This window comes from Pseudoxanthomonas sp. LjRoot206 (genome assembly GCF_056175725.1).
On record NZ_JBGFFI010000006.1, the window covers coordinates 261,024 to 285,844 of the forward strand.

24 protein-coding genes are annotated in these 24,821 nt (G+C 63.1%); 11 read left to right on the top strand and 13 right to left on the bottom strand.

Annotated elements, in window-relative coordinates; all coding sequences use genetic code 11:
- Positions 1-349 precede the first annotated feature (349 nt).
- Positions 350-595, bottom strand: coding sequence for a hypothetical protein (locus AC04MD_RS18820; RefSeq protein ID WP_475498735.1), 246 nt, complete (start codon positions 593-595; stop codon positions 350-352).
- Between the two features lie 163 nt (positions 596-758).
- On the opposite strand from AC04MD_RS18820, the gene AC04MD_RS18825 reads away from it, so the two are divergent.
- Genes AC04MD_RS18825 through AC04MD_RS18845 form a run of 5 tightly spaced genes read left to right on the top strand, consistent with a single transcriptional unit; the run spans position 759 to position 4,069 of the window.
- A complete protein-coding gene (locus tag AC04MD_RS18825) occupies positions 759-2,015 on the top strand; it encodes an NnrS family protein (RefSeq protein WP_475498736.1) in 1,257 nt (418 codons plus the stop codon).
- A gap of 5 nt (positions 2,016-2,020) precedes the next feature.
- Positions 2,021-2,422: a SirB2 family protein gene (locus AC04MD_RS18830; protein ID WP_475498737.1), complete on the top strand. Its 402-nt coding sequence runs from the start codon at positions 2,021-2,023 to the stop codon at positions 2,420-2,422.
- 5 nt (positions 2,423-2,427) lie between these two features.
- Positions 2,428-2,580, top strand: a complete 153-nt coding sequence (locus tag AC04MD_RS18835) for a hypothetical protein (RefSeq protein WP_475498738.1) — start codon at positions 2,428-2,430, stop codon at positions 2,578-2,580.
- A complete protein-coding gene (locus AC04MD_RS18840; RefSeq protein WP_475498739.1) occupies positions 2,565-2,831 on the top strand; it encodes a DUF2249 domain-containing protein in 267 nt (88 codons plus the stop codon). The genes AC04MD_RS18835 and AC04MD_RS18840 overlap by 16 nt, the downstream gene beginning before the upstream one ends.
- On the top strand, positions 2,828-4,069 hold the full coding sequence (locus AC04MD_RS18845) for a hypothetical protein (protein WP_475498740.1): 1,242 nt from the start codon (positions 2,828-2,830) through the stop codon (positions 4,067-4,069). The genes AC04MD_RS18840 and AC04MD_RS18845 overlap by 4 nt, the downstream gene beginning before the upstream one ends.
- Before the next feature lie 18 nt (positions 4,070-4,087).
- On the opposite strand, the gene AC04MD_RS18850 is transcribed toward AC04MD_RS18845, so the two are convergent.
- Positions 4,088-6,151, bottom strand: a complete 2,064-nt coding sequence (locus AC04MD_RS18850; protein WP_475498741.1) for a TonB-dependent copper receptor — start codon at positions 6,149-6,151, stop codon at positions 4,088-4,090.
- 11 nt (positions 6,152-6,162) lie between these two features.
- Positions 6,163-6,366, bottom strand: a complete 204-nt coding sequence (locus AC04MD_RS18855; RefSeq protein ID WP_475498742.1) for a hypothetical protein — start codon at positions 6,364-6,366, stop codon at positions 6,163-6,165.
- Here AC04MD_RS18855 and nirK point away from each other — a divergent pair.
- From nirK to AC04MD_RS18880, 5 genes are all read left to right on the top strand, one after another.
- Complete coding sequence (gene nirK, locus AC04MD_RS18860; RefSeq protein WP_475498743.1) at positions 6,365-7,417, top strand: copper-containing nitrite reductase; 1,053 nt, start codon at positions 6,365-6,367, stop codon at positions 7,415-7,417. The genes AC04MD_RS18855 and nirK overlap by 2 nt on opposite strands.
- Positions 7,418-7,424: 7 nt before the next feature.
- Entirely contained in the window at positions 7,425-8,207 is a 783-nt protein-coding gene (locus AC04MD_RS18865; protein ID WP_475498744.1) for a formylglycine-generating enzyme family protein, read from the top strand.
- Positions 8,204-8,770, top strand: a complete 567-nt coding sequence (locus AC04MD_RS18870) for an SCO family protein (RefSeq protein WP_475498745.1) — start codon at positions 8,204-8,206, stop codon at positions 8,768-8,770. Before AC04MD_RS18865 ends, AC04MD_RS18870 begins: the two co-directional genes overlap by 4 nt.
- 48 nt (positions 8,771-8,818) lie before the next feature.
- Positions 8,819-9,274 carry an azurin gene (gene azu, locus AC04MD_RS18875; RefSeq protein ID WP_475498746.1) on the top strand — a complete coding sequence of 152 codons (456 nt, stop codon included), beginning with the start codon at positions 8,819-8,821 and terminating at the stop codon, positions 9,272-9,274.
- Positions 9,275-9,859: 585 nt separating this feature from the next.
- Positions 9,860-10,216, top strand: a complete 357-nt coding sequence (locus tag AC04MD_RS18880) for a helix-turn-helix transcriptional regulator (protein ID WP_475498814.1) — start codon at positions 9,860-9,862, stop codon at positions 10,214-10,216.
- Between the two features lie 198 nt (positions 10,217-10,414).
- Here the strand turns inward: AC04MD_RS18880 and AC04MD_RS18885 are convergent, their stop codons facing one another.
- From AC04MD_RS18885 to AC04MD_RS18905, 5 genes are all read right to left on the bottom strand, one after another.
- Positions 10,415-12,751, bottom strand: coding sequence for a nitric-oxide reductase large subunit (locus tag AC04MD_RS18885; RefSeq protein ID WP_475498747.1), 2,337 nt, complete (start codon positions 12,749-12,751; stop codon positions 10,415-10,417).
- A gap of 679 nt (positions 12,752-13,430) precedes the next feature.
- Positions 13,431-14,546, bottom strand: a complete 1,116-nt coding sequence (locus AC04MD_RS18890) for a hybrid sensor histidine kinase/response regulator (RefSeq protein WP_475498748.1) — start codon at positions 14,544-14,546, stop codon at positions 13,431-13,433.
- The gene (locus AC04MD_RS18895; protein WP_475498749.1) at positions 14,543-15,133 is read right to left on the bottom strand and encodes a chemotaxis protein CheB; all 591 of its coding nucleotides are present in this window, start codon (positions 15,131-15,133) and stop codon (positions 14,543-14,545) included. Before AC04MD_RS18895 ends, AC04MD_RS18890 begins: the two co-directional genes overlap by 4 nt.
- Complete coding sequence (locus AC04MD_RS18900) at positions 15,130-15,954, bottom strand: CheR family methyltransferase (RefSeq protein WP_475498750.1); 825 nt, start codon at positions 15,952-15,954, stop codon at positions 15,130-15,132. Before AC04MD_RS18900 ends, AC04MD_RS18895 begins: the two co-directional genes overlap by 4 nt.
- Positions 15,951-19,070, bottom strand: coding sequence for a hybrid sensor histidine kinase/response regulator (locus tag AC04MD_RS18905; RefSeq protein ID WP_475498751.1), 3,120 nt, complete (start codon positions 19,068-19,070; stop codon positions 15,951-15,953). Before AC04MD_RS18905 ends, AC04MD_RS18900 begins: the two co-directional genes overlap by 4 nt.
- Positions 19,071-19,206: 136 nt before the next feature.
- Here AC04MD_RS18905 and AC04MD_RS18910 point away from each other — a divergent pair, with 136 nt between their 5' ends.
- Positions 19,207-19,596, top strand: coding sequence for a response regulator (locus AC04MD_RS18910; RefSeq protein WP_475498815.1), 390 nt, complete (start codon positions 19,207-19,209; stop codon positions 19,594-19,596).
- Positions 19,597-19,656: 60 nt separating this feature from the next.
- Here AC04MD_RS18910 and AC04MD_RS18915 read toward each other — a convergent pair whose 3' ends face one another.
- The 5 genes from AC04MD_RS18915 to AC04MD_RS18935 all read right to left on the bottom strand — a co-directional run bounded on the left by AC04MD_RS18915 (position 19,657) and on the right by AC04MD_RS18935 (position 24,819).
- Positions 19,657-21,951: a xanthine dehydrogenase family protein molybdopterin-binding subunit gene (locus tag AC04MD_RS18915; RefSeq protein WP_475498752.1), complete on the bottom strand. Its 2,295-nt coding sequence runs from the start codon at positions 21,949-21,951 to the stop codon at positions 19,657-19,659.
- The gene (locus AC04MD_RS18920; RefSeq protein ID WP_475498753.1) at positions 21,944-23,002 is read right to left on the bottom strand and encodes an FAD binding domain-containing protein; all 1,059 of its coding nucleotides are present in this window, start codon (positions 23,000-23,002) and stop codon (positions 21,944-21,946) included. The genes AC04MD_RS18915 and AC04MD_RS18920 overlap by 8 nt, the downstream gene beginning before the upstream one ends.
- Entirely contained in the window at positions 22,999-23,562 is a 564-nt protein-coding gene (locus tag AC04MD_RS18925; protein WP_475498754.1) for a (2Fe-2S)-binding protein, read from the bottom strand. The genes AC04MD_RS18920 and AC04MD_RS18925 overlap by 4 nt, the downstream gene beginning before the upstream one ends.
- A gap of 106 nt (positions 23,563-23,668) precedes the next feature.
- The gene (locus tag AC04MD_RS18930; RefSeq protein ID WP_475498755.1) at positions 23,669-24,064 is read right to left on the bottom strand and encodes an H-NS histone family protein; all 396 of its coding nucleotides are present in this window, start codon (positions 24,062-24,064) and stop codon (positions 23,669-23,671) included.
- Between the two features lie 92 nt (positions 24,065-24,156).
- Complete coding sequence (locus AC04MD_RS18935; RefSeq protein ID WP_475498756.1) at positions 24,157-24,819, bottom strand: M23 family metallopeptidase; 663 nt, start codon at positions 24,817-24,819, stop codon at positions 24,157-24,159.
- Between the last annotated feature and the right edge of the window lie 2 nt (positions 24,820-24,821).

The window sequence follows — 24,821 nt, forward strand, 5'->3', positions numbered from 1 at the left end:
TTTGCCGCGCACGTGAGAAGTAAAGGAACGGATCGGCCGCGACCAACGCACATCAATGCTTACCTGGTTTCGATCAGCTCCGGGGAGTTCGGAGGGCGGCGCAACTGTATGCGAGCACCGATACTCTGGGTGCCGTGGACGCATCCAGGTCTGGCTCGGCAGGGTCTCGTATAAAGCATGAGGAGTCTGTCGCTCCTTCTTGCCCGCTGCCGAAACGGGTCTCTCCGCAAAGAAAACTAGAATTCCGTGCAACGAGGTAGAAGCCGGTGCATGCGACACCATCGGGTGGTACGACACTACCAAATTGCTTGCACATCTCAGTTTTGAGTGAGTACAGGAAGTTTGCCGATCATTGGGAACAGCCGCCACAGCACTGCCCCGCCTTGTGACTGGGGGGCTCGGCACTGGTGGCTTTGGCCTGTTCGCCCATGCTCTTGAGCAGGGCAATCACACGTTCGGTGGGCAGCGTGGTCATCACCATCAGACGGCCCGTTCTGGACTCTAAGGTGACCTCGGCTTCCGGGTCCCAAGCGCGCAGCGCCTCGGTCATGGCCTGCTGGCGTTGTTGGGCGGTGTGAAGGGCATTCTCAGACATGGGGACTTTGAGGTGGTTTGGGCGCGATTGCGCGAATGTCCCTACTGTAGGCGGTGCCCCAGCACCCGGCCTTGACTCCGGTCAAGGCGCTTCCAAACCGCAAAACGGTTCCCACCTGATCCACGTCAAGGCGACTTCACTTGGTCAAGCGCAAGCTGGCCACATGAAGATCGACATCATCGCCCCGCCCCGCTCCCGCACCGCGCCACTCTTGCCCGGTCCCTCGCCCGCCTGGCTGGCGCACGCGCCGCACCGGCTGATGTTCTTCATCGGCGCCGGCAACGTGCTGCTGGCGATGTTGTGGTGGACGCTGTGGCTGGTCGCTACGCGCTGGGGCCTGTGGACGATGCCCGAGACGCCGATCTATGCGGGCTGGCTGCATGCGTTCCTGATGCAGTATCTGGTGCTGCCGAGCTTCATCTTCGGTTTCCTGCTGACCGTGTTCCCGCGCTGGATGGGCATGCCCGACCTGAAGCGCTGGCATTACGTGCCGGTCGGGCTGGGCCTGATGGGCGGGCAGCTGGCGATCCTGCTGGGCGTGGCCGGCTGGCAGGCGGGACTGACCGTCGGCCTGTGGATGGCGCTGGCCGGCTGGACCGCTGCGCTGCTGACGCTGGGCCGCCTGCTCGCCGACGACACCGCGACGACCTGGCACGCGCGCTCGTGCTTCGCCGGCCTGTTGCTGGGCTGGCTGGGGCTGGCGATGTTCATAGCTTTCGCGCTGGGCGCATCCCCCACATGGGCGTTCGCCAGCATCAAGCTGGGTGGCTTCGGCCTGCTGCTGCCGGTGTACGTGACGGTCGCGCACCGCATGTTCCCGTTCTTCGCCGGCAACGTGGTGCCGGGCTACGTGCCGTGGCGTTCGCTGCCATGGCTGGGCGCGGTGTGGGCGCTGCTCATGGTGCACCTGGGTCTGGAACTGGTGCATGCCTACGCGTGGTTGTGGCTGGCCGATGCGCCGCTGCTGGTGTTGACCGCGTGGGCGGTGCATCGCTGGTGGCCGCGCGGGCGCATGCCCGGTCTGCTGGCAGTGCTGTTCATCGGCACGGCCTGGCTGCCGATCACCTTCCTGCTGTACGTCGTGCAGAGCGTGACGTTCCTGGCGACGGACGACTTCATCCTCGGACGTGCGCCGATGCATGCGATGTTCGTCGGCTTCTTCGGCAGCCTACTGGTGGCCATGGTCACGCGGGTGACGCAGGGCCACTCCGGGCGACCGCTGGCGATGACGAAGGTGGCGTGGTTCGCGTTCGTCGCCATCCAGGTGGTCGCCGTGATGCGCATCGTCGCCGACCTCGCGCCGGATGCGATGGCGTGGCAGGCCGCGGCGGCCATTGGCTGGCTGCTGGCACTGGCGCCCTGGGTGGGCCGCATCGGCGGCATCTACCTGAGTCCGCGCGCGGACGGGCGGCCGGGATGAGCGCCATGATGACCTTCTATCCCGATATCAAGCTGGTCCACGTGGCGGCGGCGATGACCAGCGGCACGCTGTTCGCGCTGCGCGCGCTCGGCCTGCTCGCCGGCATGCGCTGGCCGCGCGCGGCGCTGGTGCGCTACACCAGCTACACGATCGACACCGTGCTGCTGACCGGCGCGATGATGCTGGTGACGATCCTGCCGGCGGGGCTGTTCGCCAACGGCTGGCTGGTGGCGAAGATCGTGTTCGTGGCCGCCTACGTCGGCTGCGGCATCGCGGCCTTCCGCCCCTCGTTGAGCGTCGGTGCACGCGCGGGCCTGGTGGCCGCCGCCCTGCTGTGCTTCCTGCAGGTGTACGGCATCGCGCGGGCGCACGACCCCTGGGGATGGCTGCTGTGGCTGGTCGGCTGACGGACATGGACAGCGCGTTCGACACCGCGATGCTGCCCGAGGCGTTCGGCGCCTGCGCCTGCTGTGTGCGCGAGTCACTGGATGCGGCCGGCGTGTCGCTCGACTGCAGGCCGGTGGTGGACGAGACGAACGCGGAGGACGCATGGCACTCGCGCTGACCCTGTTGCGCCTCGATGTGCGCGACCTGCCTGCGCCGGAACCGATGGAGCGCATCCTCGACAGCCTCGGTACCCTGCGGCGCGGCGAACGGCTGGTGGCGCTGACGCCAAGGCCGCCGCTACCCCTGCTGCCGATCCTGGATGAAGGCGGTTTTGCCTACCACGTGTATACGGCCGCCACCGGCAGCGCGTGCATCGCGATCTGCCACGCAGAAGACCGGGACATCCTGCAGCCGCCACGCGCGGCATGAGCGGGCTCGCGTTCGCGCAGGCGCCCCCACCGGCGCTGCCGATGCGCTTCCTGCTGACGGGGTTCGCCTGGGGCATCGTCGCCGGGGGGTGGATGGCTTGGCAAGGCGAGATGGTGGTGCTGTCGCGCTGGACGCCGACGACCCTGGTCCTCGTGCATATGCTGGCGCTGGGCCTGCTGGGCAACGCGATGCTCGGCAGCCTGGTGCAGTTCCTGCCCGTCGCCGCCGGCAGCCCTCTGCCTTGCGCCCGTTGCGTGCCGTGGCTGCATGGTGCATTCAACACCGGCCTCGTGCTGTTGCTGGTCACGCTAGCGCGGCACGTCCGCGCCCTGGCACCGCTGTCGGGTGTGCTGCTCGGCGCCTCGCTCACGCTGTTCGCTGCGCTGGCCCTGATCGCCGTCGTACGCGGCGCCGGCGTGCGCGTGGTGCGCGACGGTATCGGCCTGGCCTTGCTCGCCCTGCTCGCGACTACCGCACTGGGATTGACGCTGCTGGCCGCGCGCACCGGTTGGCGCCCATCCGCACCTGCGGGACTGGTGGACCTGCATGCCATCGTCGGCGTCGTCGGCTGGGGGCTGGGGCTGCTCGCCGCCGTCGGCAGCGTGACGCTGCCGATGCTGCAGGGCGCGCAGGCGCTGCCCGCCTGGTGGTCGCGCCTGTGGCACGCCGGCGTGATCGCGGTGCTGGGTATCGTGGTAGCGGCGCAGGCGAGCGCATTGCCCGATGCGGCATGGCGCATCGCGGCGTGGCCGTTTGCCGTGTTCGCCATCGCCGTGTTGGTGTTGCAGGCGCGCTCGCGCCATCGTCGCAACCTCGTGCTGCGCCGCTTCTGGCACGCGGGATGCGTATGCCTATTCGCTGCAGCCTTGACGGCGCTTTGGTCCGGTGTGCCGCCGCTGTTGCTCGGCGTACTGGTGCTGGGCATCGGCCTGCCGCTGCTGGTGGTCGGCATGGCGCTGGAGATCACCGGCTTCCTCACCTGGATCGCACTGCGCCAGCGCGTGCCGCGCGGCATCCGCGTGCCCGGCGTGGGCAGCCTGTTCGCGGAAGCCGGCAAGCGACGTGCGCTCGCCCTGCATGCGACCGCAGCTGCGTTATTGGTCGTTGCGATCTTCGAACCCGCGCTGGCGCGCGTCGCGGGCGGTGCGCTGGCGGCCGCCTATGCGGCAAGCCTATACGCGCAATGGCAGTGCTGGAGCCAGGCCTGGCGGTGGCAGCCCGAGGGTCCCGTCGGATGAGGCCGAGACCCTCGCACGTCAGTAGCGCAGGTTGAGCTTCACCCACGCGGTGCGGCCGGGCTCGCCGATGCGGACGGGATCGGCCGGATAACCGAACGCGCTGTTGCCGCCCAGGTTGAGGTGTTCGCTGTAGGCGCGGTCGAACAGGTTGTCGATGCCGGCCGTGAGCTGCACCCCATCGCTGAACCGGTAACCGCCATTGAGCGAGAACACGGCGAAGCCCGCGCTCGGCCCGAGGTCGCGGCCGACGATGTTGCCCTGGCGCGTGCTGACGCGATCCTGCGACGCGACAACGCGCCACAGCGCGCCCCACGTCCACGCGCCCTGCTCGCGGCTGGCGGACAGGCGCGCCTCCAGCGGCGGCATCTGCGGCAGTGCCGTGCCCGTGTCGCGCACCTCGCCCCAGGCGTAGGACAGTGCGCCGGACAGCGTCCAGCCGTCGGCGGGCCGCCAGTCGATGCCGGCCTCGCCGCCGCGGATGGCGGCGTCGACGTTGTGCGCCTGCGTGGTGTTGCCCATCATCCCGCGCGCGTAGTCGAACAGGATGAAGTCTTGCACGCGCCCGGCGTACAGCGAGGCCCAGGCATCGACCTTGCTGCCCTTGTACTGCACACCGATGTCGAGCTGTGTGGTGCGTTCGGGCTGCACGCCGGCGAAGGCATTCGGCGCGCCGGCCGGGCCGCGCGTCGGCGAGAACAGCTCCCAGTAGTCGGGCATCCGCTGGGTGTGGCCGAGGCCGGCGTAGGCGCCCCAGCGGCCGCCCATGTCGTATTCGTAGCGTACGAACGCGCTGGGCAGCGATTCCTCGCGCGCCATGCCGGCGGTGGGGTTCGGCATCGGCATCATGCCGCCGGTACGCAGGCGCAGGTCTTCCACCTTGGCGCGATCGAGGCGCACGCCGCTCATCAGGTGGTGGGTGTCGGTGATGTGCCAGTGCGTCTCGGCGAACACGCCCCAGGTCTGGAACTTCGCATCGAACGTCCACGGTACCGCGCGGTACGCGCCACGCCCCGACGCACTGCGCTGGCTGTGCCGGCTCGCACGCAGGTCCAGGCCGGTGGTGACTTCCCAGCGACCGGACTGCCATGTGGTGGCGACGCGGCCACCGCGCGTGCGGTGCGCCACGTTGCTGGCCATCGGCATGGGCATGCTGCCGGTCGGGTCCGGGTCGCGCAGCGTGTAGTTGTCCATCACGTGGTCCACGTCGTTCTGGTAGACGTTGGCCACCACGGCATCGAGCACGCCCCCGATGCGCTTCTTCTCAAAGCGCACGCCAAGGCTGTCGCGACGGAACTGCGCGCCATCCATGCCACGACCGGCATAGCGCGCCTGCGCGTCGCCGCTGCCAGCGCTGAGTTCCAGTACCGTGTCCTCGTCCGGCGTCCAGCCCAGCGCGGCGTCGGCATTCCACTTCTTCCAGGCCGACGGCACCACGTCGCCGTTGCCATCCTCGTAGTCGTCAGCTTCGGAGCGGTTGGCGGATACGCGCGCATAGCCGCGCGGCGTACCGGCACTGATGTCGAGCACCTGGTCGTTGCGGTTGCCGCTGCCCACCAGTGCGCTGCCGGAGGCCTGCACGCCGGGCTCGGCGAAGTACGGGATCTCGCGTTCGAAGCGCACCGTACCGGCCGATGCACCTCCGCCCCACAGCACCGTCTGCGGCCCCTTGATGACGACCAGGCGATCGTAGGTTTCCGGCGCGATGTAGGACAGCGCATTGTCCATGCGGGACGGGCAGGCGCCGCTCATCGCGCCGTCGTTGGTCATCAGGTTGATGCGCGAGCCGAACATGCCACGCAGCACCGGATCGCCGTTGGTGCCGCCGCTGCGCAACGTGGCGAAGCCGGGGATGGTCTTCAGGTAGTCCGCGCCGTCGCTGGCCGGCACCGGCTGGCGCGGCAGCTTGGGGTCGGTGATGAAGGTGGTCGCCATCGCGGGCGCGACACCGACCACGACGATGCCGTCCAGCGTGGTGGTCGCCAGCGTTTCGGCATGCATTGAGGCATGGGGTTCTTCTGCCTGCGCCAGCGACATGTTCGCGAGCGCGCCTAGCAGGGCGAGGGTCAACAAATGGCGGTTCATGACGCATCTCCTCATGGGATGCGGCCATTCTCGCGGCGCACTTCGGCACGCAGATGCGACGGGTTGTCGCAGGCGCGACAACGCTTGACTTCGGTCAAGCGCACGCGCGAATCCATGCGTTCGACCCCCTCGGATTGATTCAGATCAACGTCGCGCCAGCGTCGCGTTTCCACCATGGCCACACACCCACCGAGAGCCATCGAAGGAAACGCCATGAAACGCCTTTACCCGTCCCTGCTCGCCTGCGCCCTCGCGGCGCTGTTCGCGGGCCCCGCCTTCGCCGAGGGCGGCAAGATCACCCCCGCCGGCGAGACGATCCACGCCGTGCTGACGGTGCCGCCGATGGTGCCGCCGCCGATCACGCGCAAGACGCCCGCCCACGTCGTCGTCGATCTGGAGATGATCGAGAAGGACATGCGCATGGCCGACGGCGTGACCTACAACTTCTGGACGTTCGGCGGCACCGTGCCGGGCAGCTTCATCCGCGTGCGCAAGGGCGACACGGTGGAGTTCAAGCTGAAGAACCGCCATGACTCGCACATGTCGCACAACATCGACCTGCACGCCGTCACCGGCCAGGGCGGCGGTGCGGAAGCCACGTTCACCCTGCCGGGCAAGGAAACGCAGTTCTCGTTCAAGGCGCTGAATCCGGGCCTGTACATCTACCACTGCGCGATGGCGCCGGTCGGCATGCACATCGCCAACGGCATGTACGGCCTGATCCTGGTGGAACCGGAAGAAGGCCTGCCGCCGGTCGACAAGGAGTTCTACGTGGTGCAGGGCGACTTCTACACCGAGGGCGCGTACGGGGAGCCGGGCCTGCAGCCCTTCAGCCTGGAAAAGGCCATCGACGAGCATCCGACCTACGTGGTGTTCAACGGTTCGGTCGATGCGCTGCAGGGCGACAACGCGCTGACGGCCAAGGCGGGCGAGACGATCCGCATGTTCGTCGGCAACGGCGGCCCGAACCTGGTCTCCAGCTTCCACGTGATCGGCGAGATCTTCGACAAGGTCTATACCGAGGGCGGCAGCAAATACCAGGAGAACGTGCAGACCACGCTGATCCCGGCCGGCGGTTCGGCCATGGTCGAGTTCAAGGCGGACGTGCCCGGCAACTTCGTGCTGGTCGACCACAGCATCTTCCGCACGTTCCACAAGGGCTCGCTGGGCATCCTCAAGGTCGAGGGCGCGAAGAACCCGGACATCTACACGGGCCAGCAGCACGACATCGAGTATCCGGAAGCCAAGCCGGCGGCCGGGAAGTGAGGAACGGATGACACGGACGCTGCCCCCGACCGCCCTGCTCCTTGCGCTCGCGCTGGCACCCGCCTTCGCGGTCGCCGGCGATGCCGGCAACGCATACCGGCTGGTCGAGGGCGGCGACTTCCGTTCTTCCGTGCGTTTCGAAGAGGCCACCCGCGTGGTGCGGGTGGCCTCGTTCTCGCTGATGGAGAACCCCGTCAGCAACCGTGATTTTTCCGCGTTCCTCGAACAACAGCCGCAGTGGCGCCGCGACCGCATTCCCGCGGTGTTCGCCAGCCCTGGCTACCTGGGCCAGTGGGCTAGCGCCGACACACCGGGCGACAACGTCGACCCCGACGCGCCGGTCGTGCACGTGAACTGGTATGCCGCCGACGCCTATTGCCGCGCCCGGCAGGCACGCCTGCCACGCTTCGTCGAATGGGAGTACGCCGCGGCGGCGGACACGACACGACGCGATGCGCGCAACGACGCGGCGTGGCGCATGCGCCAGGTCAACGACGGCACACCGCATGCGCTCGATGCCGCGCCCGATGCGCCGGCGAACGCCTACAGCATCCGTGGCCTGCATGGCGCGCACTGGGAATGGAGCGAGGACGTCGCCTCGCTGCTCGGCGACGGCGACCGTCGTGGCCAGCAGGACGGCGAGGCGTTGCGCTACTGCGGCGCCACCGCGATGAGCTTCAACGATCCCGGCGACTACGGCGTGGTCAAGCGCTTTGTCCTGCTGTCGGCGCTGCAACCCGCGGCCACGCTGGGCAACCTCGGTTTCCGCTGTGCAAGGAGCACACCATGAAGATGCCTTCCCTGTTCCTCTCCGCCCTGCTGGCCATGGCGGCACCGCTGCACGCGCAGTCGCTGCCGGGCGATTCGGTCTACCACCTGCAAGCCGGCACGCAGGACGCGAACGGTGCGCCGGTGGCGTGGGCGGCGCTACGCGGGCAACCCCGCGTGGTGTCGATGTTCTACACGAACTGCCACCTGATGTGCCCGCTGATCATCGAAAACGCCAAGAGCGCGCAGAAGCAGCTGTCGCCGGCCGAACGCAAGAAGCTGGGCATCGTTATGCTCAGCCTGGATCCGGCGCGCGATACGCCGGCGGCGATGCGCGAGGTTGCGCAGCGCCACCGTGTTCCGCAGGGCTGGCAGTTCCTGACACCGGCCAACGAAGATGTCCGCGCGATCGCCAGCGTGCTGGACGTGCGCTACCGCTTCCGCGACGACGGCAGCATCAACCACACCAGCGTACTGGTGCTCCTAGACGCCGAGGGTCGGGTTCGCGCACGAAGCGAAGTAAACGGCGCAGCGGCTGACCCGAAGTTCCTGACACAGGTCAAGGCGTTGCTTGCCGAGCTGTGATGTTATGAACCCACACCACCCCAAACCAACTTCCAACGGAGCTATACGATGAAACTTTCCAAGACCCTCCTTGCCATTGCCCTGTTCGGAGTCGCCGGCATGGCCCACGCCGCTGGCAACTGCACCGTCAGCCTGAAGGGCGATGACGCGATGAAGTTCGACCTGAAGGAGGCCACCGTCTCCGCCAGCTGCCCGACCATCACCATTGAACTGACCCACAGCGGCAAGTTGCCCGTCACTGCGATGGGCCACAACGTCGTCGTCTCCAAGACCGCCGACCTGGCCGCCGTCGCGCGTGACGGCATGAAGACCGGTGCGGCGGGCGCTTATGTGCAGGCGAGCGATGCCCGCGTGATCGCGCACACCTCGCTGATCGGCGGCGGACAGAAGACCAAGATCACCTTCCCTGGCAAGAAGCTTACCGCCGGCGGCGATTACAGCTTCTTCTGCACCTTCCCCGGCCACTCCACCCTGATGAAGGGCAAGCTGGTGGTTGTCAAGTAAGTCCATAGGTTGCGCTGCCACAGGGCAGCGCAACCATTCTCCGGAGTTTGAACAAGATGGAATACATCATTCGTGTGGACGAGAAAGCGGTAGACCTCACCGTCCTTGCGCACGCTTTGCTGAAGCTAGATCCGTCTCTTCTCGTTGATCGCGACGTTTCCACCGGTAAAATTCGCTGCTCAACCAGCGCGTTGGCGGGAGAATTGTTGTCGGCGTTCTCCCGTGCCGGACACCCGCTCGCACCAGAGGACATACAGCGCCTACCCTCTGCCTGTTGCGGCGGCTGCAGCGGATAATCAGCGCCGAGGTGGAAAACTGGCAACAACGAGTCGAGCCACGGTTCCAGCGAGCCCGTTACCGAGACAATCGATAGCGGGCTTTGCATGTTTAGGGGGAGCGCATGCGTTCTGATGCTCGCATGTCGTGCATCGCTGCGCATCCGCCAAATCAGATGTGATCCCAAATGTCATTCAATATCTGATGGACGTCACATTGCGCTACTTGCCAGATTGATAGCGTCGCCCCGGAATAGGTGCACCTCCCACAACGTCAGAATGAGCGGGGCTTCCACCAGTGAGCGAATCTATGGCTTCCAGGGTATTGAGTGCTCGCTCCAGAGCGTCGCTCACTCAACGAGAGTTGGCTGTCGAGCTTGGCATCAATCGCAGCGCCATCGCCCAGTGGGAAAGGCTGGAGGGCGGTACGAATCCCAGTATCGTGCATCTATCGAGGATAGCTGAACTGGCTGGTGTTAGCTTTGAGTGGCTCGCGACGGGACGGGGAACGCCACCACGAGGTCGCCGAAGGAAACCAAGCGTGCTGGCTAACGAGGTGGCGAGCACAGAGTTTGAGGTGCAATGTCTTCAATGGCTTCGCAGGATTCCACAGCGCAAGCAAGAACTTACTCAGCAACTCCTTGCGGAGCTCGCTAGTCGACGCTGATTGAAAGCAGGTTCTTCGGTCATCTTCAAGCGAACAGGTTCAACGGCCATACAAAGATGGCTGCACCCCCGACTTGAAAAACGCTGTCACAGTCAAGATCAGTATCTACACTGATATCTACTGATGCTCACGTTTGCCATGGAAGATTAAGGGTGAAAGAGCTGCCCGCAAATTGCGAGCAGCTCATGCCTGATGGAGTCACCGACTCTCAGATCTCGTTGGATCGCCGCCATCTGCATTAGGTGCGGTCGGTAGGCTCCGGGGTGCCACCCAGAGCCGTAGCGTGAACCATGCAAGGGCGAGCGCGCCGACGCTGAAGATCACATCGCCAGGCACTCGCATCCAAACAAGCATTTCCACAATGGGCTTCTGCATGAACTCAGCCGATCGAGCATAAGCATACCCATGCTCGATAGCTGCCAGCAATTGCAGCGTACCTAGCGGCAGTAACGTCAACAGTGCCATCAAAGCCAAACCAATATTCAGACACCAAAATGCTGTTCTGAGTGCCTTCGTATTCCATTGCATCTGACCACGCAAACCTCGCAAACAGAAGAGCACCAACGCAATGCCGAGCATGCCGTAGACACCAAAGAGGGCCGTGTGTCCATGTAGCGGCGTCAGATTCAGACCCTGCATGTAATAAAGCGAAAGGGGCGGGTTGATGAGGAAGCCAAATAGACCAGCACCGACCAGATTCCAGAACGAGACGGCGATAAAGAACAGAATGGGCCAGCGATATCGTTCCATCCAAGTAGTCGCTTTACCCATTTTATAGGTGTGATACGCCTCAAATCCTAGATACGCCAGTGGTACGACCTCTAGCGCACTGAAACTGGCGCCCAAAGCAACCACTGCCGTCGGCGTGCCGACGAAGTACAGGTGGTGCAAAGTGCCAAGTACGCCACCTGACATGAAGATGATCGTGGCAAACATCACCGCTGTCGTGGCGGACTTTGGGCCAACCAGCCCAAGCTTGACGAAGATCAGCGCCATCACCGCGGCAGCGAATACCTCAAAGAAACCTTCTACCCACAGATGGACAAGCCACCACCGCCAGTACTCGACCTCAGAAATATGTGTGTGTTCATTCCACATAAGCGCGGAAGCGAAGAAAAGCCCAATACACACAGTGGACAGGAAAAGCAGTCCCACCACGGTTCGCGTCTCTGTCCTGGGACCGCGTAGCACCGGCCACAATGCACGGCCTACGAGGACCAACCAAAGCAGAAGGCCAATGAACAAATACCATTGCCAGAACCGACCCATGTCGGCGTATTCCCAGCCCTGATGGCCAAACCAAAAGTTGTGCTCGAGCCCGAGCTTTTGCATGACCGCCAACCACTGACCCGTAAAAGATCCTACGACGATGATCAGGAGTGAGAAAAAGAGAAAATTCACCCCCAAGCGCTGGTACTTAGGCTCATGGCCTGACAACGCTGGTGCGATGTAGAGACCGGTAGCAAGCCATGCGACTGCAATCCAAAGCACCGCCAGCTGCGTATGCCACGTGCGGGTAATCGAATATGGAAGCACATCGGACAGCGAGTAGCCGTAGGCGACCTGCCCTTCGACCTGGTAGTGCGCCGTAATCGCACCCAAAAGAATTTGAAGCAGGAAGAGCGCCAGAACTACCCAAAAATACTTTGCCGTCGCACGCATGGAAGGCGTGATTTGAAGCATCGCCAAGGGATCGGTAGACGGTAACGCCGGCTCATCTTCATCACGAGTGCGTGCATGGTGCCAACCCAAAAGGGCAATACCTGCAATTAGGAAAAGGACGCTGAAGGCTGACCAAACCCATAGAGAAGGCGGCGGCCGGTTTCCAGTGAGGGGCTCACTTGGCCAGTTATTCGTGTATGTGACCCGCTGCGGCTGCACCCCCGCCTGATCTGGGCCTAATGTCTCACCCGACGTGCCCGGTCGCTCGGTTCCTGCGCCCCAAGCAGTCCACCAAAAGAATCCCGTCAATGCCTGACGGTGAGAAGCGTCTGGAACTGTATCGTTTTTCATTGCATAGGCTTCGCGAAGCGATGCCGTTTTGGATTCATTTCCGAACAAACTGACGTAATGTGATGCAACCTCGGCTATGGCGTCAGCACGAACGTTTGCTACCGTAATGTTTCTGGTAGTTTGGTCAAAGGTATTGGGACGCATCAATGCTTCCAGACGGGCTCGAAGCATGCCTTGTTTTTCTAGTGGAAGCTCCCTGTAGGTAGTGGCCCCCTCTTCCGCCGCCCAAGTGTCGAGAATGGCTACAGATTCACGGTGTAGCCAATCCGCGCTCCAGTCTGGTGCGACATATCCACCATGGCCCCAAATGGATCCTAGCTGCATTCCGCCCATGGATTGCCACACTTGCCGACCACGTTCGATATCAGCACGCGTGTAAAGGACTCGACCATCTTCTGCCACCACGCGCTCCGGCATGGGTGGGGCAGTCCGGAAGATTTCTGTACCAGCCCAGAGAAGCACGGCAAAAGAAACGACTAGCAACGTTCCTAGTCCCAACCACAACTTTTTGGTAGCGTCCACGTGAAGTCCCATGTCACGAGCCAGCACTCATCGTGCGCTCTGAGCGTCAAAACGCTGTGAAATGAGTTTGTTTGCGACCAAGAGGACCGCTTCACCTCACTCTGCGTTGAAGCAGTTGAGATTCGCCCCATGGTGTATGTGGCCGTCATTCACGGGCGACAGGGGGTTTTTTGCGGCTTCATGCGCGGTGAAGACGTGGGCGTGACGTGGCGACACTCTCTGTCACACCGCTGAGCATACCTTTAGAGTGAGACACCTGTATGCATTGACAAATATCCAGCGTCAGGCATCGTGAAAGGGATATTCATGGCGTATAGCAAGCCACTATCAACCGAGTTCTCGTGGCTTGAGTTCAGTAATCGCCTGATCTTGCGGCTGCAGGAGATTCCGTTAGCCCAGATCGAACTTGTTGGCGATGCGTGGGTGGTGCGTACACTCATGCATGATGGAGAGCCGCCCGAACGTATTACGGTTCCCTCCCTCGATGAGGGGAAGGCTTGGGTCTTGCGATGGGCGACATTTCGCCAGAGGACTCTGGTTCGTGCCATCGCAAAGAGGATAGCAGCGCAAAATCTTCCACACCTACGCTAAAGCTGAGGATTCAGTAGTTCCATTGCTTTCCTTCCAAGGATTCTGATGTAGAAGTTGGGTTGTACCCAGAACAATGCCGCCGCTGGCATTACAGTAGGGATGCGAAACGAGCTTCCAGGTGGACTTGCCCGTTGTCGTTGGTCGCCGACAGCGTGCCGCCGTGTGCCTTGACGAACTGGTCAGCAATGAACAGCCCGAGTCCGAGTCCCTGGCTGGCATGGAATGCGCCCTTGAATGGCTCGAATAGGCGAGGAAGCAACTCTTCGCTGATATGACCGGCGTTGGAGACTCGCACCACCACAGCGCCTTGCCTCGCGCTTTCCAACACGATACGAACAGGTCCCTCTTTGCCATGGATCACCGCATTGCCAACCAGGTTGATCACCACCTGTGTCAATCGATCCGGATCTGCCTTGACTTCCACCGGATTTCCGGGCTCAAACGCAATGTCCGCGCTGGCATGGACGCGTTTTACTTCATCGATTGCACCCAACAGCACCTGCGTTAAATCTATGGTCCGAGGCTCGATCTGGAAGCCGCCCGAGCGGATGCGGGAAAAATCCAGCAGTTGCTCCACCATCCGCGCCATCCGCCAACCACTGGTTTCCAGCTGGGACAGCGTCCTTTGGACGCGCTCATCCCCGGGAAGCTGCAGGGCCAACTTCTCTGCACACAGCAGCATGGCCGAGAGCGGTGTCCGCAGGTCGTGCGTCAACACCGCCATCATGGTCTCATTGAGCTTGAGCGCTCTTTCCAGCGATTCGGCGCGTTCTTTTAGCAGCTGCCGCTGCTGGAACAGCTGGACGAACACATTCGTTTTGCTGAGGATGACGTGGGGCTCGATGGGCTTGTGCAAGAAGTCCACGGCACCGGCTTCATACCCCTTGAAAGCGCGCTTGGGGTCGTTCGGTGAGGCCGTCAAGAAGATGATCGGCACTTCCCGGCTGCGCGCCGCACCTCGCATCAGTTCGGCCAGCGAGAAGCCATCCATCTCAGGCATCTGCACATCAAGCAGGGCCACGGCTACCTCGTGGACAAGCAGCAGTTCCAGTGCCTGCGCGCCAGAGGCGGCGCACAGCACCTGCACCCCGTCGGCTTGCAGAAGCGCGCGCATGGCCACCAGGTTCTCAGCCACATCGTCCACGACGAGGATATTGATCGGCTCGCTACGCACCGGCTCGGGATTGGACAAGGTCAAGTTCAAGGCTGAAAGCTCCGTAAGCGCACACGCATCTGATCCAGGGTAAGTACCGCATCAGCGCCTGCATAGGCCAGCGCTGAGGCGGGCATCATGGGCGAGCTGGCCTCTTCCGGTTGCTGTACCCATGCTAGTCCACCACCGGCCCGAATGGCGGCGACACCCTCGCTGCCATCATTGGAGGCACCGGTCAACAGGATCGCCAACACGCGATCAGCAAACACGGCCGCTGCGCTTTCGAACAAGGGATCGATCGCAGGCCGGGAGAACAGGACCGGCTCATCCAGGCTAAGCGACATCGTATCCCGATCTTCCACCAGCAAGTGGTAGTCCGGTGGCGCGATCCATACCGTGCCCGGCGTAAGTGGCGCCTTATCCTCCGCCTCGGCGACAGGAAGCACGCAGTACTGTGCGAACAGCTCGGCCGCCTGACTGGGTCGGTCGCGCGGCAGGTGCAGGACAATCATCACCACTGCTGGACAGTTAGTGGGCAGGGCCTCCAAGAGCGTCCTCACGGCGCTTACGCCGCCTGCAGAAGCACCCACGACGATCACGTCTACGGTGTCGCAAAGACGCGGCGCGGGAGAGGTCATGCAATCTTCCGGTAAAGTCGCTGTGCCCGCGAGCTCACTTCAAAGTCCGCCGCGTGCTCACCAAACTGCAGGGATTCCTTGCTACCCAACCCCAGGAAGCCGCGGTGCACCAAGGCCTCATGGAACAGGCCCACTGCCCTGTCCTGCAGACTGCGTTTGAAGTAGATCAGCACATTGCGGCAAGAGACAAAGTGGACCTCGGAAAACACCGCGTCGGTGGCCAAGCTGTGGTCGGCAAAGACGATGTTGCGTTTCAGGCGCCGATCGAACAGGGCGCCGTTGTAAGCGGTCGTGTAGTAGTCCGAGAGCGAGCCGCGACCGCCGGCAGCCAGGTAGCTACGGCTGAACTGAGCCATCCGATCCAATGCGAATACCCCCGCCTCGGCGCTGGCCAATGCCTCAGGATTGATGTCGGTGGCATAGAGCACCGTGCGCTCCAGCAGGCCCTCTTCATCCAGCAGGATGGCCAGGGACCACACCTCCTCCCCCGTGCTGCAACCGGCTACCCAGATTTTGCACGACGGGTAGGTCTTCAGGACCGGCACCACTTGCTCCCGCAGGACCCGAAAGTAGTCCGGATCCCGGAACATCTCAGAGACCTGGACCGTGAAGTACTGCATGGCCTGGGCAAACAGCGCCGGCTCGTGGAGCAGCCGATGTTGCAACGTGGCCACGCTATCGCACTGGAAACGATCCATGGCCTGCCGCACGCGCCTGCGTAGGGAGGAGATCGCGTACTCGCGGAAGTCATAGTGGTAGCGCCGGTAAAGCGCTTCCAGCAAGACCCCCAGCTCCAGATCGAACAACTCGCTGGGGGTCATTGACGCGCGCACCAAACCCGGCACAAGGACACCAACTTTTCCACATCGACCGGCTTTGCGATGTAGTCGTTCGCACCGGCCTCCAGGCAATGCTCGCGATCATCGGCCATGGCTTTAGCCGTCAGTGCAATGATCGGCAAATCCTGCCATTGCGGGTTGCGACGAATCTCGCGCATGGCCGTCAGTCCATCCATCTCCGGCATCATGATGTCCATGAGCACCAGATCGAAGTCCTGATTGACGAGGGTGTCCAAGGCTTCACGTCCGTTGCGCGCGATTTGCAGCTTTACACCCAGCGGCTCCAATACACTGGACAAGGCGAAAATGTTGCGCACGTCGTCCTCGACCAGAAGGACATTGCGGCCGTCCAGTACCGCATCACGCCGACGGACTTCCCGCAGCATGCGCTGCTGGTCTCCGGGAAGGGTTGCCTCCACACTGTGCAGGAACAGGGTGACCTCATCCAATAGCCGTTCCGGCGAGCGTGCCCCCTTGATGATGATGCTCTTGGAATAGCGTCGTAGACGCTGCTCTTCATGGCGTGTCAGTGCACGACCGGTATACACAATCACCGGCGGAAACGCACCGGTTGCACTGGTCGACATCTTCTCCAACAGGTCATAGCCGCTGCCATCAGGCAGGGCCAGATCGGTAATCATGCAGTCGAAGGTGATGACATCAAGCTTCTCGATCGCCTCGGCAATCGTGCCGACGGCGACGATCTCCAACTGATCGCGGGCAAGCAAGAGCTGCAGGTTCTGTCGCAGTTCCTGATCATCTTCCACGATCAACAGTCGGCGCACATCGCGCGCGTGCGTCTGTTCCAGCTGTTCAATGGCACTGGCCAACCGCTCGCGGGTAGCCGGTTTGATCAGATAGCCCACCGCGCCCAGCTCCAGGGCCACCTGGGTGCGCTCCAGCGCGGACACCACATGCACAGGCACGTGACGGGTGACTGGATCGCGCTTCAGCCGCTCCAGCACGCTCAAGCCCGATACATCCGGCAAGCCGATATCCAACAGGATGCCATTGGGCCGCAGCTCAGCGGCCAATCGCAGCCCTTCCTCGGCGGTGGAGGCCACTACACAGTCAAACCTGAGTTCTTGGGCCAGGGCGACCAGAGCCCGGCCAAATTCGACGTCATCCTCAATCGCCAGGATCAGGCGGTCTGGATAGCGTCGCGTGATGGGACTGGCGGCCGCCGGTGCGCTGGCGGGGGGCTGTGCGGTAGACGTCGTGGCGGGTACTGCGATCGGGCCTGTGGCCTGATTCGCCGGACTGATGGTCCGCGGTGCCGAGGGTGCAGCCTGCGAATCCTGATCGGCGGCAGGTGCTCCATCGGTGGGGATGACCAAGGTAAAGCAACTGCCGCGGCCGGGTTCGCTCTCCACGGTCAGTGCCCCGCCCATGCGGGCGGCCAAATCACGCGAGATCGCCAAACCGAGCCCCGTGCCGCCGAAGCGACGGCTGGTGCTGCCATCGGCCTGCCGAAACGCCTCGAAGATCACTTCAGTCTGCTCGCGGGCGATGCCGATACCGGTATCGCACACAACAAATCCGACGCGATTCTGGGCGTCATGCTTGACGTGCATCGTGACCGAGCCGCGCTCTGTGAACTTGATGGCGTTGGCCAGCAGGTTCTTCAGGATCTGCTGCAGGCGCTGTCCGTCGGCCACGAACTGGGACGGAGCGTCGGACGCAATCTCCAGCGCCAGGTCCAGCCCCTTTTGGCGCGCCAGCGGATCGAACGTCTCACGTAGGCGCTGCACCACGCTTTCGGTGCTGAGGGTGTCATCCTGCAGTTCAACGTGCCCTGCCTCAATCTTCGACAAGTCGAGAATGTCGTTGATCAGCGCCAGCAGGTCATTGTTGGACGAATGAATCGCTTGGGCGTATTTGACCTGGTCCGCAGTGAGCGTGCTTTCCTTATTGTCGGCCAGCAGTTTGGCCAGGATCAGCGAGCTGTTCAGCGGCGTGCGCAGTTCATGCGACATGTTGGCCAAGAACTCGGACTTGTAGCGCGAGGCGGCCAGCAGGTCTTCCCGACTGCGCATCAGGTTGTCCTGTGCCGACAGCAGCTGCTGTCGCTGCCCTTCGAGTTCGTGGGTCCGCTCTTCAAGCTGCACATTGGTCTGTTCCAACTCAGCCTGCTGCTGTTCCAAGTTGACCTGGGATTGCTGCAGGGTGCGGCTTTGCTCCTCCAGTTCCTCGTTGGCCACCCGCAGTTCTTCCTGCTGGGCCTGAAGTTCTTCGCCTTGGCGCTGGGTTTCTTCCAGCAGCTCAATCAATTCACTGCGCAGCATGGCGGTTCTGAGGGCAATACCAATGGTATCGGCGCACCGCTGCAGCAGCTCCATGGCCGTGGACTCATCGACCGGGGACTCAATCAGGCCCAGCTCCAGGGCCCCACTGGCAGCGCCATCGGCGGTGAGCGGTGCCACGAGCAGTTTGACGGCCGCGCTTCGACCTAGCGCCGACTCAACACCGACATGGGAGGCCTCGATGCCACGCACTACCCGGGGGCTTTGTTTGGCGATGGCTTCCCACAACTGGCCCGAGCTGGCGGCAATCCGATTGGGAACATCGCGCGCCAGCGCAACGCCGCCCACCAGGACCAGTTCCTGGCCGTTTAAACGGTACAGCACGCCGGTATGGGCACCCAGATGATCGCAAAGCACCCGCAGTGCCCCCTCGGCCAAGCTGTGAGGGGTCTGCTCGCCTTGCAGCACGCCGGCAACCTCGTTTTCCACCTCCTGCAGCCACAGCGCTCGCTCGGCCTGCAAGCGAGCGCGGATGGCCTGCATCACGATCAGCGCCGTGGTGAGGAAGCAAACCCCGCCCACCGTTCGATTCACTACGGAGAAGGCTGAGTTGTGACTGGGGGGAGCCAGATTGAAACCGACCACCAGCAACGTGCACGCCAATGCGGCGATTGCCACCGGCACCCACGGTCGGCGCTGGTACACCGTTACGCCAATGGCCAGGAAGTACAGCAGCCAGACGGCATAGCCCAACGGGATGACAGCCTCCAGCCCGATGGTGGTGGCCGCCAAACCCAACGCGATGATGGAAATGATGGTGTCGCGGTGCCGCTTCCCCTGGTCCTGCTGGCTCATCCCCTGCCCTTGCCCCGAGTGCAAAACGCCATGCTACCTTCATGTACGTTTACAACTTCTTCACGCCCTTATCTCAATCCTTTTCCAACTTTTTTCAGGGGAGCACGTGGCAGTGGACGACACCAACAGCAGGCAGATGGGTGCTTCGGACAGTCCTTCCTCGGATCTAACGTCTGCGGGAGGCTCGATTCGGGTGCTGTTGGTCGAGGATCAGGTGGAGCTGCGCGCTCTGCTGTCCGATGTCCTTCAGGACGCGGGCATGGAAGTTCGCATTGCCGAGGATGCGCATAGCGCCAAGGCAATCCTGGAAGACTTCCCGTGCGATGTCCTGGTCAGCGATGTGCACATGCCCGGTTCGGAAAACGGCATTGATCTGGCCGAGCACCTGAAGCGCTCACGGCCTCAGGCGCGTGTGATTTTGGCCTCAGGCCATCCCCCGCGCCAGCTCCCCAGCCTGCCCGGGTATGCGCACTTCCTGCAGAAGCCGTTTCGGCTCAATCAGCTGATGCAATTGCTGGCTGCGTAAGCCCAGCCAGGGAGTCCGACGTCGGGCGTTCTAGCTACAGTAGATCGACACACGCTTTCGCTAGATCGCCCCACTGTGTGCAAGTCCGGCCATGACCTTGTCTGGAGTAATGGGCGTGTCGTAGATGCGCACGCCCACGGCATGATGGATGGCATTGGCGATGGCCGCCGATACCCCTACAAGACCGATTTCACCAACCCCTTTGGCTCCCAATCGGCTGACCACCCGATCGTCTTCATCGGCAAAGAGCACGTCAATCTCGTGGATGTCAGCATTCACGGCCACGTGGTACTCAGCGAAATCGTGGTTCATGAAGCGCCCCAGCCGATGATCATCGTGGGTGCCCTCATGCAGCGCGTGGCTGATCCCCCATACCACGCCCCCCAAGATCTGACTGCGCGCAGCCATGGGGTTGATGATCCGGCCGGCAGCAATGGCACTGACCACGCGCGTGACCCGTATCGTGCCCAATGCTTCGTCCACCCGCACTTCGCAGAACACGGCCGAATGCGTGGCTCGCGCATACTTTGACTGCTCACGCTGGTTTGGCAGGAGCAGATGGCTGGTCCTCAGTTTTCCGTCCCTGGCCAGCGCCATCAGCTCGACAATCGGAACGCTGGCCCCACCGGCCTTGCGCCGCAATCCCCCTTCGACACACTCGACATCCTCATCCTTGCAGCCCGAAAACAGCTCGCCGTGATGTCGTTTGGCAAGCTTGAGCAGGCCGGCGCGCAACTTATCGCAGACCCCTTCAATGGCTGATCCAATCGTGGCCACATGGGCAGAACCCCCCTGCACCGGTGCCACGGGCAGGGTCGAGTCACCCAGTTCAAAGGTGACGTATTCCAGCGGCAAGCCCATGGCGTCAGCGGCGATTTGGGCCATCACGGTATATGTGCCCGTGCCGATGTCCGAGGCCGCGCTACTGACGCGAAGCCGGCCCTGTGCATCCAGGACTGCTTTGGCACGGGCAAACATCTGCAGGGCATCCCAGGTCCCGGTAGCCATCCCCCACCCCACATACTCGGTACCGATCTTGGTGGCACGAGGTGCTGGGGGGCGTTGTGACCAGCCAAATCGCTCGGCCCCCAAGGCAAAGCACTCGCGCAACGCTTTGGAGGAGAACGGCTTGTCCTCGATGGGATGCACCTCGGCGTAATTGACCAGCCGAAACGCCAGCGGATCCATGCCGACCTCGCAGGCCATGGCATCGATAGCCACCTCCAAGGCATGGACGCCGTGGGCAGCGCCTGGTGCACGCATATCCATCGGCGTGAACCGGTCCAAGTCGACCAGCTTGTGCGACAGGCGAATGTTCTCGCACGCATACAACTGGCCCGACCAGTTGGCCACGACCTCGGTGTAGTCCTCCGCGCGCGAGGTTTCCGTCAGCACATCATGCTCGATGGACTGGAGCTGGCCTTGGGCGTTAGCTGAAAGTCGGATCTGCTGCCACGTCTCGGGCCGATGCCCGAAGGTGAACATCTGCTGGCGTGTCAGTACGACACGAACCGAGCGGTCCAGATACTCGGAGGCCATCACTGCCAGCAGCAGGGCGTAGTTGGGCCTCAGCCCCGAGCCAAAGGCACCCCCCACGAAGGCGTTGCGTACGATCAGTCGGGACTTCGGGATCCCCAGGGCATGGGAGGCGTACCAACGGCTGTTCTGGGAGCCTTGGGTCTTGTCGTGTACGACCATGCAACCTTGGGCATCCCGCTCGACGGTGGTGGCAAACAGCTCCATCGGGTTGTGGTGCTGGGCCTCGGCATAGGAGGTTGCCTGCATCCGGAACGGGGCGTTGTGCCACGCGGCTGAGGCGTCACCCTTTTCTTTGGGAGGTGGCTTGTAGCCGAATTTGATGCCTTTTGGGCTGTGGCCTTTGTCCAGGTTCGCACGCAGTGAGGTCGCGTGGGGCTCGGGCGCCACCTCCACCCGCACCAGCATCGCGGCCCGGCGTGCCGCCTCAAAACTGGTAGCGACCACCAACGCCACCGGCTGTCCGCTGTAGACCACATGCTCGTCGTAAAGCGGTCGGAACGGCTTGCCGCCCGGTGCGATCAAGTCTTTATGAAACACGCGCCCTGCCCGCATCCTGGGCCGCCGTTGGTGCGTGAGCACATCCAGGACGCCTTCCACCGCCAGGGCGGCATCCAGATCGATCGCAACAATCGTGCCCTTGGCTACCGCAGTGTTGACGACCACGCCGTAGGCCAGATCGGGGGCCGGGAATTCGGCGGCATAGCGGGCCTGACCCTGTACTTTGGCCGGTCCATCGATCCGGGTAAGCGGTTGCCCCTTGCGAACATGTCCGGTGCCTGGTGCGGCCACAGGCACGCGAGGATCGACCTCACTCATGGGCCTGCTCCCCAGATGATTTTTTGAGGGCCGTGTCATTGGTGACGGTGCCGTGGGCGGCCACGGTAATCCCGCGCACCACCAAGCGCCGGGCCAGTTCGATCTTGAAGTCGTTGTCGCCCTGCCCGATGGCACCCTGCAGCAGCCGATCGGCCACGCGCGCGGCCGCCTCGGCAGTGGGATGCTGGCCCACCAGCAGGGCTTCCGCCTCCTCCAGTCGCCACGGTTTGTGGGCCACACCACCCAGGGCCACGCGCGCCGAGACCACGGCTCCCTCATCGGAGAGCTCCAACCCGACTGCCACCGAGACCAAGGCAAACGCATAGGACGCCCGGTCGCGGATTTTCAGATACACCGAATGAGCCGCATAGGGGTTGGGTGGAATCAGCAGCGCCGTGATCAAGGCATCGGACGGCAGGTGCGTATCGTGTTCCGGGTGATCGCCGGGCAGGCGATGAAAATCGGAGAACGCGATCAGTTCGCGCCCCTGGCCCCGCTCCACCTCGACCTGCGCCTCCAAGGCGGCCAGGGCTACGCACATGTCGGAGGGGTGGGTAGCAATACAGGCCTCACTGGCACCGAGGATGGCGTGCTGACGGGTCACGCCCCCGATGGCACTGCAGCCGCTGCCTGGCGCGCGCTTATTGCACGGCAGTGCGACATCGTAGAAATACACGCAGCGGGTGCGCTGCAGCAGATTGCCTCCGTTGGTGGCGGCATTGCGTATCTGGGGCGAGGCGCCGGCAAGGATCGCTGAGGCCAGCAGGGGGGCGTGCTCGCTGACCAGGGGGTGATAAGCCGTATCGGCGTTATGGGCCGTGGCGCCCAGCCGCAAGCCGTCCTCGGGTGACCATTCGATACCATCCAGCCCCAAGCCGCTGATGTCGACCAGGCGGCTGGGCTGGGTCACGCCGGCCTTCATCAAGTCCAGCACATTGGTGCCACCGGCAATGAACTGAGGACGGGTAATGCGCGGCTGCTGCGCCACGTGACCCAGCGCTTGGCGGGCGCCACGAGAATCGGAGGCCGATACCAACGTAAACGGGTTCATGCCGGCACGCTCCCCACAATAGTGGGGCACTTGGGATCGCGTGCTTGCTCGATCCCCGCGACCTCGCACACCGCGGAGGTGATTTGGGTATAGGCGCCGCATCGGCACAGATTGCCGCTCATCAGTTCGCGCACGTCATCACGCGTGCGGGCGCGGCCTTCGTTGATCAAACCCACGGCCGAGCACAGTTGGCCGGGCGTGCAGTAGCCGCACTGGAAGGCATCGTGCTGCAGGAAGGCTTCTTGCAGTTGGTGGAGGGCTTGGCCATCGGATAAGCCTTCCACCGTCGTGATGTCCTTGCCCGCCTGAAGCGCGGCCAGCGTCAGGCAGCTGTTGATCCTGCGCCCATCAATCAGCACGGTACAGGCACCACACTGGCCGTGATCGCACCCTTTCTTGGTGCCGGTCAGACCGAGCTGCTCACGCAGCACATCAAGCAGTGAGGACCAAGCCTGAACCTCAAGGGCGTGATCGTTCCCGTTGACTTGCAGCGTGATGGAGTGACGACTGGGTGTATCGGCGGTGTGGGGCGTTTGCTCTGCCACAATATCGCGTGTCATGGCGGGCCTCCTTCTCGATCTGAGACTGAGGTCAACACAGTGAAGATGACGAGAACCCTCCCCTACCGTCACACCGCCTTGGGCCTCACACCGACCGATACGGCCGCTAGCCTGGGAACTTCGGGAACTTCTCGTTGGGGTGGCGTGCCTTCCATTCCTTGTAGGCGGCCGTGCCTTCCCAAGCAGCAAAGGCACGAGGCGCACGGCCTCGACCTGACCAGGTTTCACCGCTGTGCGGCAACCAGTACTTGGGGGCGACCTCTTTAGTGCTCGACGCCTTCTTGCGAGGTGCGCGCTCACCACTGCCCAGCGCCGTCACCAGCTCGGCTTTCTGCTTGGCTGAAAAGTGGGCACCAAACTGGGTCAGCAGTTGCATCACATTGGCGTAGGCGTCCGAGGCCTGCTGCTGACGTAGCTGCTCTTCTTGCTTATCCAGATCGCGCAATTCTTCTTCCAGTCGAGCTCGCGTGGTCGCAATGGCGTCCAAGGTGGTCTTAGTCATTCAAGGATTCTTGTGGTCGGCTAGGCGCGGGGTGAATACCCGATTCTATAGCAGCACCTGCGCCGCGGACCGAGGGCGCGGCAGGCGTTACGTTATTGGCTTTGCGTCAGCGCTGGATACGGGTTGAGCGCTGTGCCCTCCCACCAGCGCTTCTCCGGGCCCAGTTCGAAGATGGCAAAATGCAGATGTGGTGCGTCAGGACTGGCGTTACCGGTGGATCCTATGTATCCGAGCAGTTGGCCGCGAGTGATCTGCTGTTGCTCTGCCAGCCCCGGTGCGTACCCTTGCAGATGCGCGTAGTAGTAAGCCAGTCGCCCAGCGGGGTCGAATTGGTAGATCGTCAGTCCGCCGCGCTCGCTGGTGAACAGTTTTTCGATGTGGCCATCGGCCACGGCCAGTACGGGAGTGCCGGCAGGAGCCATGATGTCGATCGCATCATGGCTTCGGCCCTGGCTTCTGGCATCGGTAAACGTGTCGACCAACGCGGTTGCCTGTACCCCTTGCACCGGTATCAGCAGCGTGCCCGACGGATCCGTGCGTGCTGCAGGTGCAGATAACGCAGGATCTGATGGAAGCTGCTTCATTGGCGCGTCCGGGCTCGCGACGACAGCCGGCTTAGCTGCGCCGATGTCAGTCGGGGTGGAGTGTGCGCTGGGGGTAGCGACAGGGGGGGATGTCGGTGAAATCTCAACCCCAGTCCACAACAAGGCGGCCAGCGTGAGGGCCACGACAATCAACGCAAGCAGGTATCTCACCC

Bases quoted from the DNA above. Each gene is read 5' to 3' on its own strand.
- AC04MD_RS18820 (WP_475498735.1), bottom strand. From the start codon at position 595: ATGTCTGAGAATGCCCTTCACACCGCCCAACAACGCCAGCAGGCCATG.
- AC04MD_RS18825 (WP_475498736.1), top strand. From the start codon at position 759: ATGAAGATCGACATCATCGCCCCGCCCCGCTCCCGCACCGCGCCACTC.
- AC04MD_RS18830 (WP_475498737.1), top strand. From the start codon at position 2,021: ATGATGACCTTCTATCCCGATATCAAGCTGGTCCACGTGGCGGCGGCG.
- AC04MD_RS18835 (WP_475498738.1), top strand. From the start codon at position 2,428: ATGGACAGCGCGTTCGACACCGCGATGCTGCCCGAGGCGTTCGGCGCC.
- AC04MD_RS18840 (WP_475498739.1), top strand. From the start codon at position 2,565: ATGGCACTCGCGCTGACCCTGTTGCGCCTCGATGTGCGCGACCTGCCT.
- AC04MD_RS18845 (WP_475498740.1), top strand. From the start codon at position 2,828: ATGAGCGGGCTCGCGTTCGCGCAGGCGCCCCCACCGGCGCTGCCGATG.
- AC04MD_RS18850 (WP_475498741.1), bottom strand. From the start codon at position 6,151: ATGAACCGCCATTTGTTGACCCTCGCCCTGCTAGGCGCGCTCGCGAAC.
- nirK (WP_475498743.1), top strand. From the start codon at position 6,365: ATGAAACGCCTTTACCCGTCCCTGCTCGCCTGCGCCCTCGCGGCGCTG.
- AC04MD_RS18855 (WP_475498742.1), bottom strand. From the start codon at position 6,366: ATGGCGTTTCCTTCGATGGCTCTCGGTGGGTGTGTGGCCATGGTGGAA.
- AC04MD_RS18865 (WP_475498744.1), top strand. From the start codon at position 7,425: ATGACACGGACGCTGCCCCCGACCGCCCTGCTCCTTGCGCTCGCGCTG.
- AC04MD_RS18870 (WP_475498745.1), top strand. From the start codon at position 8,204: ATGAAGATGCCTTCCCTGTTCCTCTCCGCCCTGCTGGCCATGGCGGCA.
- azu (WP_475498746.1), top strand. From the start codon at position 8,819: ATGAAACTTTCCAAGACCCTCCTTGCCATTGCCCTGTTCGGAGTCGCC.
- AC04MD_RS18880 (WP_475498814.1), top strand. From the start codon at position 9,860: ATGGCTTCCAGGGTATTGAGTGCTCGCTCCAGAGCGTCGCTCACTCAA.
- AC04MD_RS18895 (WP_475498749.1), bottom strand. From the start codon at position 15,133: ATGACCTCTCCCGCGCCGCGTCTTTGCGACACCGTAGACGTGATCGTC.
- AC04MD_RS18900 (WP_475498750.1), bottom strand. From the start codon at position 15,954: ATGACCCCCAGCGAGTTGTTCGATCTGGAGCTGGGGGTCTTGCTGGAA.
- AC04MD_RS18905 (WP_475498751.1), bottom strand. From the start codon at position 19,070: ATGAGCCAGCAGGACCAGGGGAAGCGGCACCGCGACACCATCATTTCC.
- AC04MD_RS18910 (WP_475498815.1), top strand. From the start codon at position 19,207: ATGGGTGCTTCGGACAGTCCTTCCTCGGATCTAACGTCTGCGGGAGGC.
- AC04MD_RS18915 (WP_475498752.1), bottom strand. From the start codon at position 21,951: ATGAGTGAGGTCGATCCTCGCGTGCCTGTGGCCGCACCAGGCACCGGA.
- AC04MD_RS18920 (WP_475498753.1), bottom strand. From the start codon at position 23,002: ATGAACCCGTTTACGTTGGTATCGGCCTCCGATTCTCGTGGCGCCCGC.
- AC04MD_RS18925 (WP_475498754.1), bottom strand. From the start codon at position 23,562: ATGACACGCGATATTGTGGCAGAGCAAACGCCCCACACCGCCGATACA.
- AC04MD_RS18930 (WP_475498755.1), bottom strand. From the start codon at position 24,064: ATGACTAAGACCACCTTGGACGCCATTGCGACCACGCGAGCTCGACTG.